This window comes from Acidobacteriota bacterium (assembly GCA_016196035.1).
Classification (GTDB): Bacteria; Acidobacteriota; Blastocatellia; order RBC074; family RBC074; genus JACPYM01.
In genome coordinates this window covers 24593-38793 of record JACPYM010000107.1, presented here as the reverse complement: position 1 = coordinate 38793, position 14201 = coordinate 24593, and the positions used below count along the sequence as shown (strand labels likewise).

General features: G+C 57.7%; 16 protein-coding genes. 8 read left to right on the top strand and 8 right to left on the bottom strand.

Features of this window, described 5'->3' with window-relative positions; genetic code table 11:
* Positions 1-124 precede the first annotated feature (124 nt).
* The 5 genes from HY011_29950 to HY011_29930 form a co-directional block, all read right to left on the bottom strand.
* Complete coding sequence (locus HY011_29950) at positions 125-1531, bottom strand: TolC family protein (GenBank protein ID MBI3427174.1); 1407 nt, start codon at positions 1529-1531, stop codon at positions 125-127.
* Between the two features lie 30 nt (positions 1532-1561).
* Positions 1562-1774: a DUF2892 domain-containing protein gene (locus HY011_29945; GenBank protein ID MBI3427173.1), complete on the bottom strand. Its 213-nt coding sequence runs from the start codon at positions 1772-1774 to the stop codon at positions 1562-1564.
* Positions 1775-1816: 42 nt separating this feature from the next.
* Complete coding sequence (locus HY011_29940) at positions 1817-2059, bottom strand: thioredoxin family protein (protein ID MBI3427172.1); 243 nt, start codon at positions 2057-2059, stop codon at positions 1817-1819.
* A gap of 22 nt (positions 2060-2081) precedes the next feature.
* On the bottom strand, positions 2082-3134 hold the full coding sequence (locus HY011_29935; GenBank protein MBI3427171.1) for a permease: 1053 nt from the start codon (positions 3132-3134) through the stop codon (positions 2082-2084).
* A 187-nt stretch (positions 3135-3321) separates the two neighbouring features.
* Positions 3322-3732, bottom strand: coding sequence for a DUF302 domain-containing protein (locus tag HY011_29930; GenBank protein MBI3427170.1), 411 nt, complete (start codon positions 3730-3732; stop codon positions 3322-3324).
* Positions 3733-3866: 134 nt separating this feature from the next.
* Between HY011_29930 and HY011_29925 the strand changes: the two genes are divergently transcribed.
* The 3 genes from HY011_29925 to HY011_29915 all read left to right on the top strand — a co-directional run bounded on the left by HY011_29925 (position 3867) and on the right by HY011_29915 (position 6059).
* Positions 3867-4232, top strand: a complete 366-nt coding sequence (locus HY011_29925) for a winged helix-turn-helix transcriptional regulator (GenBank protein ID MBI3427169.1) — start codon at positions 3867-3869, stop codon at positions 4230-4232.
* Between the two features lie 72 nt (positions 4233-4304).
* Positions 4305-4907 carry a class I SAM-dependent methyltransferase gene (locus HY011_29920; protein ID MBI3427168.1) on the top strand — a complete coding sequence of 201 codons (603 nt, stop codon included), beginning with the start codon at positions 4305-4307 and terminating at the stop codon, positions 4905-4907.
* Positions 4908-5078: 171 nt separating this feature from the next.
* Complete coding sequence (locus tag HY011_29915; GenBank protein ID MBI3427167.1) at positions 5079-6059, top strand: (2Fe-2S)-binding protein; 981 nt, start codon at positions 5079-5081, stop codon at positions 6057-6059.
* A 153-nt stretch (positions 6060-6212) separates the two neighbouring features.
* Here the strand turns inward: HY011_29915 and HY011_29910 are convergent, their stop codons facing one another.
* Both HY011_29910 and HY011_29905 read right to left on the bottom strand, forming a co-directional pair.
* Positions 6213-6953, bottom strand: a complete 741-nt coding sequence (locus HY011_29910) for a penicillin-insensitive murein endopeptidase (protein MBI3427166.1) — start codon at positions 6951-6953, stop codon at positions 6213-6215.
* 28 nt (positions 6954-6981) lie between these two features.
* Positions 6982-7989, bottom strand: a complete 1008-nt coding sequence (locus tag HY011_29905) for a c-type cytochrome (protein ID MBI3427165.1) — start codon at positions 7987-7989, stop codon at positions 6982-6984.
* A gap of 226 nt (positions 7990-8215) precedes the next feature.
* Between HY011_29905 and tnpA the strand changes: the two genes are divergently transcribed.
* The 5 genes from tnpA to HY011_29880 all read left to right on the top strand — a co-directional run bounded on the left by tnpA (position 8216) and on the right by HY011_29880 (position 13405).
* A complete protein-coding gene (gene tnpA / locus HY011_29900) occupies positions 8216-8629 on the top strand; it encodes an IS200/IS605 family transposase (GenBank protein ID MBI3427164.1) in 414 nt (137 codons plus the stop codon).
* A gap of 279 nt (positions 8630-8908) precedes the next feature.
* A complete protein-coding gene (locus HY011_29895) occupies positions 8909-9397 on the top strand; it encodes a transposase (GenBank protein ID MBI3427163.1) in 489 nt (162 codons plus the stop codon).
* Between the two features lie 210 nt (positions 9398-9607).
* A complete protein-coding gene (locus HY011_29890; protein ID MBI3427162.1) occupies positions 9608-11179 on the top strand; it encodes a hypothetical protein in 1572 nt (523 codons plus the stop codon).
* Between the two features lie 79 nt (positions 11180-11258).
* Positions 11259-12089, top strand: coding sequence for an SDR family oxidoreductase (locus HY011_29885; GenBank protein ID MBI3427161.1), 831 nt, complete (start codon positions 11259-11261; stop codon positions 12087-12089).
* Between the two features lie 44 nt (positions 12090-12133).
* The gene (locus tag HY011_29880; protein MBI3427160.1) at positions 12134-13405 is read left to right on the top strand and encodes a DUF2088 domain-containing protein; all 1272 of its coding nucleotides are present in this window, start codon (positions 12134-12136) and stop codon (positions 13403-13405) included.
* A gap of 53 nt (positions 13406-13458) precedes the next feature.
* On the opposite strand, the gene HY011_29875 is transcribed toward HY011_29880, so the two are convergent.
* Positions 13459-14016 (bottom strand): sigma-70 family RNA polymerase sigma factor, encoded by a 558-nt coding sequence (locus HY011_29875; GenBank protein ID MBI3427159.1) that lies wholly within the window; start codon positions 14014-14016, stop codon positions 13459-13461.
* Positions 14017-14201: the final 185 nt, after the last annotated feature.

The window sequence follows — 14201 nt, the reverse complement described above, 5'->3', positions numbered from 1 at the left end:
CACCCTTCAGCTAGCGGAACGGTACCGCGCGCGTCAGCAAGCGGTGACTTCGCCGTTGTGCGATGCGGGCGTAGTTGCGGTGCCGCCGCTTGCTGACGCGCGCGGTACCGTTCCAGCAACCGATCTAAACAAACGCATGCACATCCGTCAGCCGCCCGCTCGCCAGCAGCACGCTGGCGTAACCGACATAGGTTTCGTAGCGCGTCGCCAGCACGTTTGTTTGCGCCCGCACGAGCGCGGTTTCGGCGCGCAGCACTTCGGTAATCGTCGTCAGTCCTTCGTTGTAACGATCCTGCACGATGCGCAACGCTTCGGTAGCGTGGCTAATGACGCGCTCGGCGACTTGCAAACGCGCGCGCGCCGCGATGTATTGCTGATAGCTGCGCACAACCTCCAGCCGAATCTGATTCGCCAAGTGCTCTTGTTCGCTCGTCGCCAGCCGGTCGGCGGCTTGCGCCTGCTTGATGCGGGCGTTGCGTCCGGCGTCAAACAGGTTGAAGGTCACGCTCGCCCCGACGAGGTAATCGCCGCTGCCGCTGACGAAGTTGTTGCGACTGGCCCCGACGGACGTGAAGACATCCGCGCGCGGCAGGAATTCGTTGCGCGCGCCTTTGAGCTGCACCTCGCTCGTGCGTTTGGCGAGCAGCGCACGTTGCAAATCGGGCCGCTGTTGCAGCGCCGTTTGCGTCAACTCTTCGGTTGGAGCCAAGTCGAAATTGCGCTCGACCAACTGTCCGGCGATGGTTTGCGGCGTGCTCAGCGGCAAGCCCAGGGCGGTGTTGAGTGTGGCTTGCGCCGTGATGATTTCGCCTTCAGCCTGAATCTGTTGTTGTTGGAAATCAGCGAGTTGCACTTCGGCGGCGAGCAGATCGGAAACAACGGAAGTGCCGACTTCAACGCGGTCGCGGCTGCGTTTGACATCGGCTTCGGCGAGTTTGACGGCTTCATCGGCGACTTCTTTTTTCGCTTGCGCGAGTAAGATGCTGTAATAGGCGCGCAACACTTCAAAGCGAATCTGCTGTTGCACTTGCGCGCCTTGCGCGTCGGCCTGCTGTTCGCGCAGTTGCGACTGTTTGACGTGCGTGGCCGTTTGCCATTGATCGAACAGCGGCAGCTTGGCGCTGATGCTGAAGCGCGAATTCGCCAGTGTTGACGGGTTATTCAGTGCATTCAGATCAAAGTTGGATTGGCGGAAGCGGCCTTGTTCGAGCAGCGAGCCGAAGACAAAGACCGGATTGTTACCGGCGGTCAGCGTTTCGCTGATTTGTACTGACGGCCAACGCCCAGCGCGCGCTTCTGCGGTTTGGGCGCTGGCGATTTCACGGCCTGCCGAAGTGGCGCGCACCAGCGGATTGCTTTGCAAGGCAATCTCGACCGCTAGCGGCAAGGTCAAACCGTCCGCTGGGCGATTGGCTTGTTGTGTTTGCGCAAATGCGGGCCAGCCGGGCGTAAGAGTGAGCACGCCGATCAGCGCTCCAGTTGCCGCACGCCTCGGCCAGCCGTTCTTTTTACCGCTATCATTCCTGCACATCGCCTTACCTCTGTTTGCGGGCTGTCAGCTTTACGCAGGCCGCGCCGCTTGATCGCTATCCTTCGCGCCCAACATCCGCAAGAACGTCATCATCGGACACCAGTTGGTAAACGCCGATTGAATCAGGTTCAGGGCGATGAAGCCGGTGAAGTAAAACCAGTTCGGGCTGTGATAAATCCCCAGCAAAACGCTGGCCAGCACAAACGTGCCGGCAATCAAACGCAATAATCTTTCGACGGTCATAACGTGCTCCTCTTGGTTGAAAAGATTGTTGATTGAATGACGTTAGAGCGGCTGTACCCAGGCGCGCACTTCCTGTTCGGTCGGAATCTTGGCCTGCTTGGGCATCAGCACTCCATTAATTTTGACGGCAGGCGTCGTCAGTACACCGGCTTGCGCGATCTGCTGGTAATCCGCCACTTTTTCGACTTGGAAATCCTGTTGCAGATCGGTCAGCACATGTTTGACCACCTCTTCCGTCTTCTTGCAGTTGTAACAACCAGGGCCATAAATGGTGACTTTCATAATTCCTCTTGCGGTCAGACTGCCTTCAATCAAAGATCAAATTGAAGAGATAGCCGACCAATAAAATGCCGGTGCCGACGACGCTGACGAACAGCAGGATTAAGCGCAATTTCAACACCCTGCGCAAAATCACCAACTCCGGCAGCGATAGCGCGATCACGGACATCACAAACGCAAGCACTGTTCCCAGCGCCGCGCCCTTCTCGATCAACACCTGCATGATCGGAATCGTTCCGGCGGCGTTGGAATACATTGGAATGCCGATCAATACCGCCAGCGGCACGGCCCACCATTCCTTACCCAAAATCGCAGCCATGAAAGCTTGCGGCACAAAGCCGTGAATGCCCGCACCCACAGCGATGCCCAGCACGATGAACAGCCACACCTTGCCGACAATCTCTTTGACGGCGTTCCAACCCAACTTCAGCCGGTCAACCCATTGCAATTCCATTTCCGCGCCGCCGTCCAGCGCGTCCGTGGCGTAAACCCACTCCTCGACGTACTGCTCCATGTGCAACCTGCCGATGACGTAACCAGCGACAATCGCGATCAACAAACCGGTCACGAGGTAAACCAGCGCCACCTTCCACCCAAAAGAAATCAACAACATTCCCAGCGCGACTTCATTCACCATTGGCGCAGCAATCAAGAAAGAAAAGGTCACACCCAGCGGAATCCCGGCGGTCAGAAATCCGATAAACAGCGACACCGCCGAGCACGAGCAAAACGGCGTTACCGTGCCTAGCAGTGCTGCCAGCACGTGGCCCGTTTTGGAATTGGCGCGCTCGGCCAGTAATGCGCGCGTGCGTTCTGCTGAAAAGAACGAGCGGGCGACCGTCATCACCAAGACGATCAGGCTTAGCAATAACAGTACTTTGGGTACCTCGTAGAGAAAGAAGGCAACGGCATTGTATAAGTGTGTTTCGCTGGCCCCGCCCAGTAAAAGACCGGCCAGTAGTCCACCGAGCGTTTGCAAGTTGAAATAGAACAAAAGCCAACATGCCAGCGCCGCGCCTGTGATCAGAAACGCCGTTTCGCTCCGCTCTACTTTGATGCTGGGTAATTTCGTGGCGTTCATCTCAATCCTTCGTTTGCTGCACGCCTGCTTGTGGTTCCGTTTGCTGTGATTTGCGACGATCCTCGACGCTGCACGTATCGGCCATTCAAGTCGGCACACCCGCACGTGGCAACACCCAACGCATCAGTACGATGTAGCCGGCGAATAACAAAGCTCCCCCAATCCACTCCGGCATAATTCCCTCCGTTTATAAATTTGCGATGGCGCGTTGCAATTTCTCGTTGACCTGTGCGGCGGCGGCTTCCAATTGCGGATTGCCGACGATGGACAACATTTTGGCGGCATCAATCGCCGCGATGACCGCCTGGCCGCTTTCTTCGTAAACCACCACATTGCATGGCAACAGCAAGCCCAATGCCAACTCTGCTTGCAGCGCTTGATAGGCAATTGGGGGATTACACGCACCCAGAATCACGTATTCACGAAACTCGATACCGAGTTTTTCGTGAAGCTTCTCTTTGAGATTGATCTCAGAAAGCACGCCGAACCCTTCGGCTTTGAGCGTTTCCTTGATGCGCCCAATCGCCTGCGGCACTGGTAAATCTAGCGTGCGGCTGAAACCATAACCAAGTTGTCCGGTCTTTTTTTTCTCTGACATTTGAGCCTCTCTTCCGCCAAAAAGCACTTTTGAAATTTCCATTGCCAGCCTTTAGGGCAATCTGTATACTGTCACTGTTCGAACTGTATAATTACTTAGTTATATTGTCAAGAAGATTTCCAAGGAGTTCAAGGATGAAGCGAAATGCGCGACAACTGATGACGCCGGAGGCGCTGCAATTGGTGGCGGCGCGGTTCAAGGTCCTGTCTGACCCGATGCGGCTGCGAATTTTGCAATGCCTGGAAGCGGGTGAGACGAGCGTTTCGGCCTTGACCGAAGCGGTGGAATCCACGCAACCCAACGTCAGCAAGCATCTCAAGCTGATGCAGGATGCGGGTCTGCTGGCGCGGCGGCAGGAAGGGAACACGGTCTATTATTCCATCGCCGATCCGACCGTTTTTGATCTTTGCGAAGTCGTTTGTTCGTCGTTGCAAGAGCGGTTCGCCGCGCACGCGAGTGCGTTTGCCGCAGCGCCTTTGTCACGCGCGCGGCGCAATTGAGTGTTCGTTGCTGCGGGCGGCGGCAAACCGCTCGCGCGTTGACGGATCAAACGAACGAGCAGGAGGCATGTGATGTGGGATGAACGATACGCTGAATTAGGCTACGCCTACGGTACCGAACCAAACGATTTTCTGGTGGCACATGCCGCCCGGATTCCGGCGGGCCGCGTGCTGTGTTTGGCCGAAGGGCCGGGGCGCAACGCCGTTTGGCTGGCCCAGCAGGGTTATGAAGTAACTGCGGTTGATCTATCTGCCGTCGGTTTGGCCAAAGCCCGGCAATTGGCGGCGGAGCGAGGCGTCAGCATCACGACGATTCAGGCCGATCTGGCCGAATACATCATTGAGGCGGGCGCTTGGGATGGCATCGTTTCCATCTTCTGCCACCTGCCCGTGCTGGCGCGCCAACGACTTTATGGACAGATCGCTGCGGGCTTGCGCGCTGGCGGCGTTTTCTTGCTCGAAGCCTACGCGCCCAGGCAGCTTGAATTCGGTACAGGCGGGCCTAGCTCCATTGAATTACTCGTCCCGCTGGCGGCGGTGCGCAGCGAATTGGTAGGGCTGGAATGGGAAATTGCCCACGAGGTGGAGCGCGAGATTTACGAAGGACGTTTACACACTGGCCAGAGCGCGGTCGTGCAATTGCTTGGCAAAAAGGCCGCGCCACAGGCCGGTTGATTTTCGCTGAACCCGGCGACTTGGGCGCTGCTTCTCAACCCGTGCCGGCAGTTCGCGTTCCGTCAGGACCGGTCATCCGACTTGCCCAACCCGCTGCCTAGCGGTTATCCTCCGCACCTTCATTTACCAACCAAAAAGTTTCTAAATTCCTGGAAGGAGGATTTTGCCCCAATGGTAAACGATTTTTCTGCCTTGCTGGCGCAACAAGACGACGCGGCGTGGGCACGCACCGTCAGCGAATTGCAAGCTTCGATGCGCCCCGTCGACCGCAACGCGACGCGCATCTGGTTCGCGTTCTTTCCCGTCAAACTTTGGCGCGCGTTTGAACAATCCAGCGATCCGGCGGCGACGGCCAAACAGCTCATCATCAAAGGCAACGCACTCTTGCGTGAGCAGGTGGATACGTCAGCGGAATTCCTGTACGGCCATCGTTACTGGCCGCAGGTCAAAGCGGTCGTGAGCGAGTATGCGGCGCAAGCGGCGGCGGGCGTTAGCCTGGTTGACCACATCAGAGCCGCGGCCAGGCAGGCGGCCCAACAGGTCAAGGCTAGCGAAGCGTTGGTGTTGGGCATTACTGCCGTCGCGTTTGGCGCTTTGCAACAGGTCGGTGCCGAACGCTTCAAACAACCGGCGGCGGCGGGTGATTACGGCAAGCGTTGGAACAAGTCGGCGGATCAGGTTGTGGCTGAGCGCGCCAAGGATGACGGCCAGGGATTGCTGGGTTTCCTGAAATCGGTGGATAAACGGTACACGGTCAACTTTCGTGAGAGCGCGCCGGGCAATACCTTCAAGATTATGCACGAGCAGGATGTGACGATGGCGGCCAAGCTGGATCAACGTCCGCATCATCTGGAAGACGCGCGTTGCATGGCGGGCGAAGGGCCGATCCCGATTGAATGCCGGACGGCGGCGTGCGGCACCTGCTGGGTGGGCGTGCTCTCGCCGACCGAAAAGATTTCGCCGCCCAATGACCGTGAGAAAAACAAGTGGCGTTATTTCGGCTACGAAGGTTTCACCGGCGAGCCGGAATCGCCGATTCGGCTGGCCTGTCAGATGAAAGCGCAAGGCAATGTGACGCTCGTGATTCCGCCCTGGTGCGGGATGATTGGCAAGCTGGATGAAGCAGAGGTGGCGCAGGCAGCGAAAGCCTGAAGTTTCACCACGGGTAGCGGGTCAAGCGGAGAGACGTTGCCGCAGAGCACGCGGATCAATTCAATTCGGTCAGGGATTTGATCAGCGTAATTCAGCGTTCATCGGCGGCAACGTCTCTCTTCGTTTTTGCCTGGTGGAGACAAGCAGGGGATCTTAGCGCCGCACGGGTGGTTTGATCTCGAAATGGATGTGGTTGTCATGACCCGTGACGGCCTGACACAAGCCTTCGGCGATCAGCACCGGATCGTTGAAAAAGGTGCGGCTGGCTTGGGGGTGGCGCTTGATGGTTTCGAGCATCGCGCGTGCTGTCAGTTGGTCATACGACAAATCATTGTAGGTGATGCCACCCGCCTGCCCATTCAGCTTGGGCAATTTCAAATCGCAGCACATGCCGGCCTGATGCGAGGCATGGCTGGGCGTCGGGCCGCCGCGCGGCAGGCTGATGTCGTTGAGGCGAATGACTGAGGCGTTCGGATGCACGCGCAGGTAAGTGTTTTTGAAATCCAGGGCGATGGCGCGCAAGACCTCGGCCAGCCAACTCGCGCCGAAATCGTGTTGGTCGCTAGTGTCAGCCAGTTCGTCATTGATGAAGCCTTCGGCTTTGGAGCCGGGCGGCATAACCAGCCAGCGCGGCGCGTTGTTCGCCTGCAACCACAGATGCGTGTCGCCGCCCGGATTGATGCGCCCGTCGTTGCGCGGGTCGCCCACAACGTTCAGGCCATTTTTGATCGCCTGAAAAAGCTGGATCGTCTTGATCGTTTCCGGCCCCAGCGCGCTATCGGCTTGCAACCAATTGAAGCCGAGTTCGACCAGCCGCCGTTTGACCGTGCGCACGTCGTTGGGGTTGTTCACTGCATTGAGGCCGACTGCGGCTGTCAGTGGGAGCGTAGGCATACGTACCTCCAAAGTTAAGCACGAGCGGTTAGAAAAGGTCGTTCAATGAAATGCTCGCCGGGTTTTTCAAATCCGCCGATTTCAAAAAAGCGATCAGATCGAGCAATTGTTTAACGGCGAATTTCTCAGCGTAGCTTCCACCGGCACCAGGACAGGGCGCGGTGAGCAGTTTTTCGATACTGGCAATGTCCGCTTTCAGGAAGCTGCGCGAAATGGGCGGGCGCGTCGCGGTGTCGTACAGCCGCAAGCTCTCGGCATCTTCATCGCGTTTGATGCCCACGACTTTTTCGCCGCCGCGCGTGGTGATTTGCAGCAGGCCATATCTTTCCAAATCGCTGGCCGGCTCACTGTTTTGCGGCGCCAGAATGCGCAACGCAAGCTGGCGCGGTGTTTGGTCGCGCAAACGGCTCAAGTCCGACGCCACCTTGCCGCCCACGCCGTTGACGCTGTGACAGGCGCTGCAATTGTTCGCGCTGCTCTGATCGAAGAACAAGGAGTGGCCCGCCTGCGCTTCACCGCGAATCGCCGCGCCGTTGCCGCTGACGCTCAGGCTGACCTTGGGCGGCTGGTTCGCGGGTTCCGTCTGGGGCTTGCCCGGCGTTTGGTTGAAATGCTCATTCGTTGCCGCGTTGGCTGTATTGCCCGCTGGTGGCGCGGCCTTCGTGGCAAAGGCCTGCTCCGGCTTGTCGCCTTTGCCGGGCGAGAGCGAGAGCAAATACGCCACAAGTTGATTGATTTCCTGTGCCGTCATCCGGCTTTTGAAACCAGGCATGGGCGTGCCGTCGCTGCCGTCAGTAATCACCGCGCGCAGATAGCCGGCGCGAAAGACGCGGTCACGCAGGATGGGCGCGCCGCCACCCTTGCCTTCGCTGCCGTGGCAATAGCTGTTGCCGCAGGAACCGGCGTAAAGCTGGCGGCCGGCTTCGACTTGTTGCGCAGTGACGTCACTCTGGGCCTGTGAAAAGGCAACAGGCAACAGGCAACAGGCAACAGGCAAAAATGCCATTGCGATCAAACAGCGGAGACGAGTTGTCATATTCAGATTGGATTTCATGTTTTGTAGTTCAGAAAGCGTCCACAGTGTAGCTGCATCCGCGCCGTTCGTCATGGTTGCGCGAGCTGAACGGTATCCCTTTCGTGGATAACTGAACAACAAAGGGTAAGCCACTGGTTCTACCAGTGAGACCAGAACAGCTTTGAGCGTTCCTGGAGTAAAGTTCTCCCCTGGGGGTTTGATAGCATCACCAGGAGAGAACTTCATGATAGGGAACACGCAGAGCCTGTCCCACTCGAGGTGGGATTGCAAATACCATGTGGTTTTCGTGCCCAAACGACGACGCAAGGAGTTGTTTGGGCACCTACGCCAGAAACTCGGACCGCTCTTCCGCGATCGCGCGCGGCAGAAGGAAGGCGAGATCAGCGAGGGTCATACGTCAGCCGAGCATGTGCATAGGTGCCTTGCGATTCCACCGAAACATGCGGTGGCGTCGGTGCGCGGCTGTATCAAACGCAAGCGCGCGCTTCGCCTTGCGCGCTTGCGTGGCAAAGAACGCAACTGCGCGGGCGAGAGCTTTTGGGCGCGTGGTTACGATGCGTCCACTGTCGGACTCAACGAAGAGCAGCTCAAACGCTACATCCGGGAACAAGAGGGCTCGGATGAAAGCGGGCGTTTCTAGTCGAACGCTGAGGGCACCATGACGCCGTGGTTTTGTCCGCCGCCTTTGAGGCGGCACTGCCTATCAAGCCCCCGGCATCGCCGGGGGTGTCTGACTATCTCGAAATGTCGAATCTGACTTCGGTTCTGCAAGAGATGATCCGACACAGCAGCTTGCCGCTGAAGGCGCTGGAAAAAGATTTTGCGGTTGATTCGAGCGGCTTTTCAACCTGCAATTATGTCCGTTGGTTTGATGAGAAATACGGCAAGCACGACAAATGCTTGAATAAAGGCGCATCTGATGACCGGCGTAAAAACTCACATCGTTACGTCTGCCGAAATCACAGGCAAAGACGCCAGCGATTCGCCGATGCTGCCGGGGCTTGTGAGCAAGACGGCTGAAAACTTCACCCTGAGTAAAGTGAGCGCGGACAAGGGCTATTCAAGCCTTGATAATCACGATGCGATTGCGAAGGTTGGGGCAACGCCTTACATCGCGTTCAAGGCCAACGCGACGGGCGGAGTTGGCGGGTTGTTTGAAAAGATGTTTCACTTCTACAGCTTCAATCGTGATGAGTTCTTGGCGCACTATCACAAACGGTCAAACGGTGAAACGGTCTTTCACATGATAAAGGCAAAGTTCTCAACGCGATTGCGCAGCAAAGGCGATACGGCGCAGATCAATGAGGCGTTATGCAAAATTCTCTGCCACAATATCTGCGTGCTGATTCAGTCTATGTTTGAGTTTGGGGTTGTCCCGACGTTCTGCGGCGAGATTGAAATCGCGTAAAGATAGGAAAGGGCGGTTTGTGCAAAAATCCTACTTGCACAAACCGCCCGCTATTTTAGGCTCGCTTTGTGCAAAGCCTTGTGCAGGGCGGAATTACTTGCTCGTTTTGGCGGTTTCTTTGGCCTTAGACACTGGTTTTACCATTTGGCATGTCGTAAGCTGTGCGCGCCCAAATTCCGGGTAATCAAGTTTTGTTGGGAGACAAATGAAATGGGTTCTGATTGGCTGATTTGTTTGCAATCCGAAGCTCTGGCTGCCCCCTTGTCCGTTGCCGAAGGACAGGCCGCCGCACAGGCGTTAGGGCAACTCACCGGCTTGGCGGTTTATCCGCTTTCGCTCACCGCCGCGCAGCAACGGCTCTATTTTCTGGGCCGCAAAGGGACGGAAAAGTGTTTGGGCCTAGTGGCCCGTAACGAAGCATCGCTCAACGGATTTGAAGGCGAACGAAGTGCGGCCACGTTGAATGGCGAACCGCTGAACATTCTCGTCGGTGCGACCAGCGCGGCCAATGCGACGGCTTTGCGCACCGCCTTGCCATTTCTTGTGCCACGTCCGTTAGGTTTGGCGAAATCGGCGGGTTGTGGCGACCGCTTGGGTCTGGCGACACCGGGACACCTGCGCGCGATTCGCCACTCGACGATGGCGCCGATCCTGGCGCAACAATCCATCCGCGAAAACGCCCGCACAGGGCGCACCCCGCAGGAAGTGATGGATGACGCGCTCTGGGGCGTCTTGCAGGAAGGTTGGCGCGCGGGGTTTGGCGCGGATGCCGATCATTTGAAAAACACGGCGGACATTGATTCCTGTGCCGCCGCCGGGTTCACCTTTTACACGATTGATCCCAGCGAGCACGTAGATAACGAGGCCAACACCGCGCCCGTTGATGTCCTGCGCGCCAAAGCCGAAGCCTTGCCGTGGGCGGAACTCGAAACCACTTGGGCCGACACGCAAACGCGCCTGCAACGCACAATTGATTTGGGCACATTCAAATTCGAACTGAAAGAAGAAGATTTGTTGCGGGCGACCGCCAAGTATGGCCGCGTTGTCGTGCATACGGCCAAGATGTACCGCCATCTCGAAACCGTGATGGGCGGCAAGCCCTTCGAGTTGGAAATGAGCGTGGACGAATCGGAAACCGTGACCACGGTGGCCGAACACATTTACATCGCCAATGAACTGAAGCGGCTGGGCGTGCAATGGGTCAGCCTCGCGCCGCGTTACGTCGGCGATTTTGAGAAGGGCGTGGATTACATCGGCGATTTGCATGAGTTTGAAAAATCCTTTGCCCAGCATCTGGCCGTGTCGCAAACCTATGGGCCATACAAGCTGAGCCTGCATTCCGGTTCGGACAAATTCAGCATCTACCCGATTGCCTCGCGTGTGGCGGGCGAGTTGGTGCATTTGAAAACCGCCGGCACCAGCTATCTCGAAGCCTTGCGCGCTATCGGCAAAACCAACCCCAAACTCTTCCGCGCCATCGCCGCCTTTGCCGCAGGCCGCTATCCCACTGACCGCGCCAGCTATCACGTCTCCGCCGCAGTCGAAAAGATGCCGGACGTGGCGGCGTTGGTGGATGAACAATTGACGAGCCTGCTCGACGATTTCCACGCCCGCGAGATTTTGCACGTGACGTTTGGGTCGGTGCTGCATCACGCCGATTTTCGCGCGCCGTTTTTTGCGACCTTGCGCGAGTACGAAGAGACCTATTACGACGTGCTCGAAACGCATTTCGGCAAACACTTCGCGCCCTTCGGCGAGGCTGCGAAAGCCACAGGGGACTAATCTAGGAAGCCACACGAAGACGCACGCAGAAGGGGAATCTCTTCGTGAGCGTCGTGTGTCTTGATTGAAAAACAACACGATGACCTTAAGTGAACTAACCAAACTCTATGATTTCACAGGCCGCACTTTCATCATCACCGGCGGCACAGGTGTGCTGTGCGGCGCGATGGGACAGGCCTTAGTCGGTTGTGGCGCGAATGTCGCCGTGCTGGCCCGCGACAAAGCCAAAGGCGAGGCTGCCATCGCCCAAATGGCAGGGCCGGGACAGACCGCTGTGATCAGCGGCGATGTCTTGCACACTGACACGCTCGAAGCCGCGACGCGCGTAGTGCTCGATAAATTCGGGCGCATTGATGGCCTGATCAACGGCGCGGGCGGCAACTCGCCTGAAGCCACCACGCGGCCCGATCTGACCTTTTTCAATTTGCCCGAAGAGGCACTGCGGTATGTGTTCGACCTGAACATGCTCGGCACGATTCTGCCCTGCCAGGTTTTCGGACGGCAGATGGCAGAGCAGGGCGAAGGCGTAATTTTGAATCTCTCTTCGATGAGTTCGATGCGCCCGATGACGCGCGTGATCGGCTATTCGGCGGCCAAGGCTGGCATCAACAACTTCACGCAATGGCTGGCCGTGCATCTGGCCCAGCAATACTCGCCTAAGCTGCGCGTCAATGCCGTCGCGCCGGGCTTCTTTCTGGGCGAACAGAACCGCGCCATGCTCATCAATCAAGCGACAGGCGAATTGACGCCGCGCGGGCAGAGCATCATTTCGCACACGCCGATGGGCCGTTTTGGCAATCCCGAAGATTTGCTGGGCGCAGTGTTGTGGTTGCTGTCGCCCGCGTCCGCCTTTGTCACGGGCATCGTTGTGCCCGTGGATGGCGGTTTCTCGGCATACAGCGGTGTATAGCAAATCATCTTTTGCGTTTTCTTGCGGCTAGACAGGAGCGTTCAATGCTTATCGGCTACGGCCACACCGATCAATTTTTGACTGAAGAGCAAATCCGCGAACTGGTGATGAAGACGCTACTGCAGCACACGCTCGCGGGCCAGCGCGTCATCATCATCATCCCTGACAGTACGCGCACCGCGCCGATTCCGCTGATGTTCCGGCTCTTTCACGAAGCGCTCGCCAACCAAGTCGCCAAGCTGGATTTCCTAATTGCGCTCGGCACGCACATGCCGATGAGCGAAGACGCAATCAATCGTCATTTGGGCGTGACGGTTGAAGAACGCGCGGGCCGTTACGCGGACGTCAGCGTCTTCAATCACGATTGGGCCGCGCCCGATGTGTTGACGACGCTGGGCGAAATCTCTGGTGACGAGATCGCCCAAATCTCCGGCGGCATTTTGAATGAGGCTGTGCCGGTGCGCGTGAATCGGCTGGTGCTTGATTACGATCAGATCATCATTTGCGGCCCCGTCTTTCCGCACGAAGTCGCGGGCTTTTCCGGCGGCAATAAGTACTTCTTCCCCGGAATCAGCGGCGCCGAAGTCATCAACTTTTCGCATTGGCTGGGCGCGGTCGTGACTAACTTCGACACCATCGGCATTAAAGAAACCGCCGTGCGCCGCGTGATTGATCGCGCCGCCTCGTTCATCAACAAACCCAAACTCTGTTTCAGCATGGTGGTCAAGGGCGACGGCTTGGCGGGCCTTTACACCGGCACGCCGGAAGAGGCGTGGGAAGCTGCGGCCGACTTATCCGCGCAACTGCACATCATTCTGGCCAAACGTCCTTACAAACGCGTGCTCTCGGTGATGCCGAAGCTTTATGACGATTTGTGGACGGCTGGGAAGGGGATGTACAAACTCGAACCCGTCGTGGCGGATGGCGGCGAAGTCGTAATCTATGCGCCCCACATTGACGAAGTCAGTTACACCCACGGCCAGGTGCTGGACGAAATCGGCTATCACGTGCGTGATTATTTTGTGCGGCAGTGGGAACGGTTCAAACATTATCCGCTCGGCGTCGTGGCGCACAGCACGCACGTGCGCGGCCTGGGCAGTTACGACGCGGCGACCGGCGTTGAATCTCCGCGCATCAAAGTCACCCTGGCCACCGGCATCAGTGAAGAGCGTTGCCGCCGCATCAAGCTGGGCTATCTCGACCCGGCTTCGATCAAGCTGGACGAATGGCAGGGCCGCGAGGATGAAGGTGTTTTGTTTGTGCCGAAAGCGGGCGAGATGCTGTATCGCCTGAAGCCGCGCGGCATGCACGTTTAACCAGCCCGTCGTAGTGGCGAATTTATTCGCCCAGATGAGTATTGCAAACCGCGCTAGGCAAGCTGCTGAAAAAGCCAAGCCTTCGCCATCCGCCATTCGCGTTTCACCGTGGCCGTGGAAATCTCCAGCACAGTGGCAATCTCTTCGACCGAAAGACCACCGAAAAATTTCAGTTCGACGATGCGCGCCTGCTGCGGGTCAAGCACCGCCAGTTTGGCGAGCGCGACATCCAGCGCGACAAAATCCACTGCGCGCTGCTCGGCCCAATCCAACACCTCATCCAGCGAAACGCGCGTCTCGTGGCCGCCGCGTTTGGCCGCCTGCCGGGCCAGCGCGTGATTGACCAGGATGCGCCGCATCATCTCTGCCGCCAGTCCGAAAAAGTGCGCGCGGTTTTGCCAGTCCACCGCGTGTTGATCTACCAAACGTAAATAGGCCTCGTGTACCAGCGCGGTCGGTTGCAAGGTGTGGTCGCTGCGTTCGCGTTGCAGATGGTACGCGGCCAGCCGCCGCAATTCGTCATAGACGAGCGGCAGCAATGCGTCGAGCGCGGCTTTATTGCCGGCCTGCGCCTCTTTCAGCAACAGTGTTGGTGAACGTAAGTCAGACATGCTGGAAACAGTGTGGGGATTGATCGGATTGGGGAAGGCTGGATTTTATGCGGTCGGCGCGCGTTTGCCAAAATGCGGAACGCCTACGTCGGTGCGCCCGCAGTGCTGTTGCAAAATCGGAAACCAGGCCAGCTTCGGGGCGAAACTGATTCCTGACTCCTGATTCCTGGTTCCTGATGTTTGAA

What these genes read in the sequence shown, in the direction of transcription:
- HY011_29905 (MBI3427165.1), bottom strand. Translation starts at nt 7,989, where the DNA reads ATGACAACTCGTCTCCGCTGTTTGATCGCAATGGCATTTTTGCCTGTT.
- HY011_29915 (MBI3427167.1), top strand. Translation starts at nt 5,079, where the DNA reads ATGGTAAACGATTTTTCTGCCTTGCTGGCGCAACAAGACGACGCGGCG.
- HY011_29950 (MBI3427174.1), bottom strand. Translation starts at nt 1,531, where the DNA reads ATGTGCAGGAATGATAGCGGTAAAAAGAACGGCTGGCCGAGGCGTGCG.
- HY011_29935 (MBI3427171.1), bottom strand. Translation starts at nt 3,134, where the DNA reads ATGAACGCCACGAAATTACCCAGCATCAAAGTAGAGCGGAGCGAAACG.
- HY011_29885 (MBI3427161.1), top strand. Translation starts at nt 11,259, where the DNA reads ATGACCTTAAGTGAACTAACCAAACTCTATGATTTCACAGGCCGCACT.
- HY011_29890 (MBI3427162.1), top strand. Translation starts at nt 9,608, where the DNA reads ATGGGTTCTGATTGGCTGATTTGTTTGCAATCCGAAGCTCTGGCTGCC.
- HY011_29945 (MBI3427173.1), bottom strand. Translation starts at nt 1,774, where the DNA reads ATGACCGTCGAAAGATTATTGCGTTTGATTGCCGGCACGTTTGTGCTG.
- HY011_29880 (MBI3427160.1), top strand. Translation starts at nt 12,134, where the DNA reads ATGCTTATCGGCTACGGCCACACCGATCAATTTTTGACTGAAGAGCAA.
- HY011_29875 (MBI3427159.1), bottom strand. Translation starts at nt 14,016, where the DNA reads ATGTCTGACTTACGTTCACCAACACTGTTGCTGAAAGAGGCGCAGGCC.
- HY011_29895 (MBI3427163.1), top strand. Translation starts at nt 8,909, where the DNA reads ATGACCGGCGTAAAAACTCACATCGTTACGTCTGCCGAAATCACAGGC.
- HY011_29925 (MBI3427169.1), top strand. Translation starts at nt 3,867, where the DNA reads ATGAAGCGAAATGCGCGACAACTGATGACGCCGGAGGCGCTGCAATTG.
- HY011_29920 (MBI3427168.1), top strand. Translation starts at nt 4,305, where the DNA reads ATGTGGGATGAACGATACGCTGAATTAGGCTACGCCTACGGTACCGAA.
- HY011_29930 (MBI3427170.1), bottom strand. Translation starts at nt 3,732, where the DNA reads ATGTCAGAGAAAAAAAAGACCGGACAACTTGGTTATGGTTTCAGCCGC.
- HY011_29910 (MBI3427166.1), bottom strand. Translation starts at nt 6,953, where the DNA reads ATGCCTACGCTCCCACTGACAGCCGCAGTCGGCCTCAATGCAGTGAAC.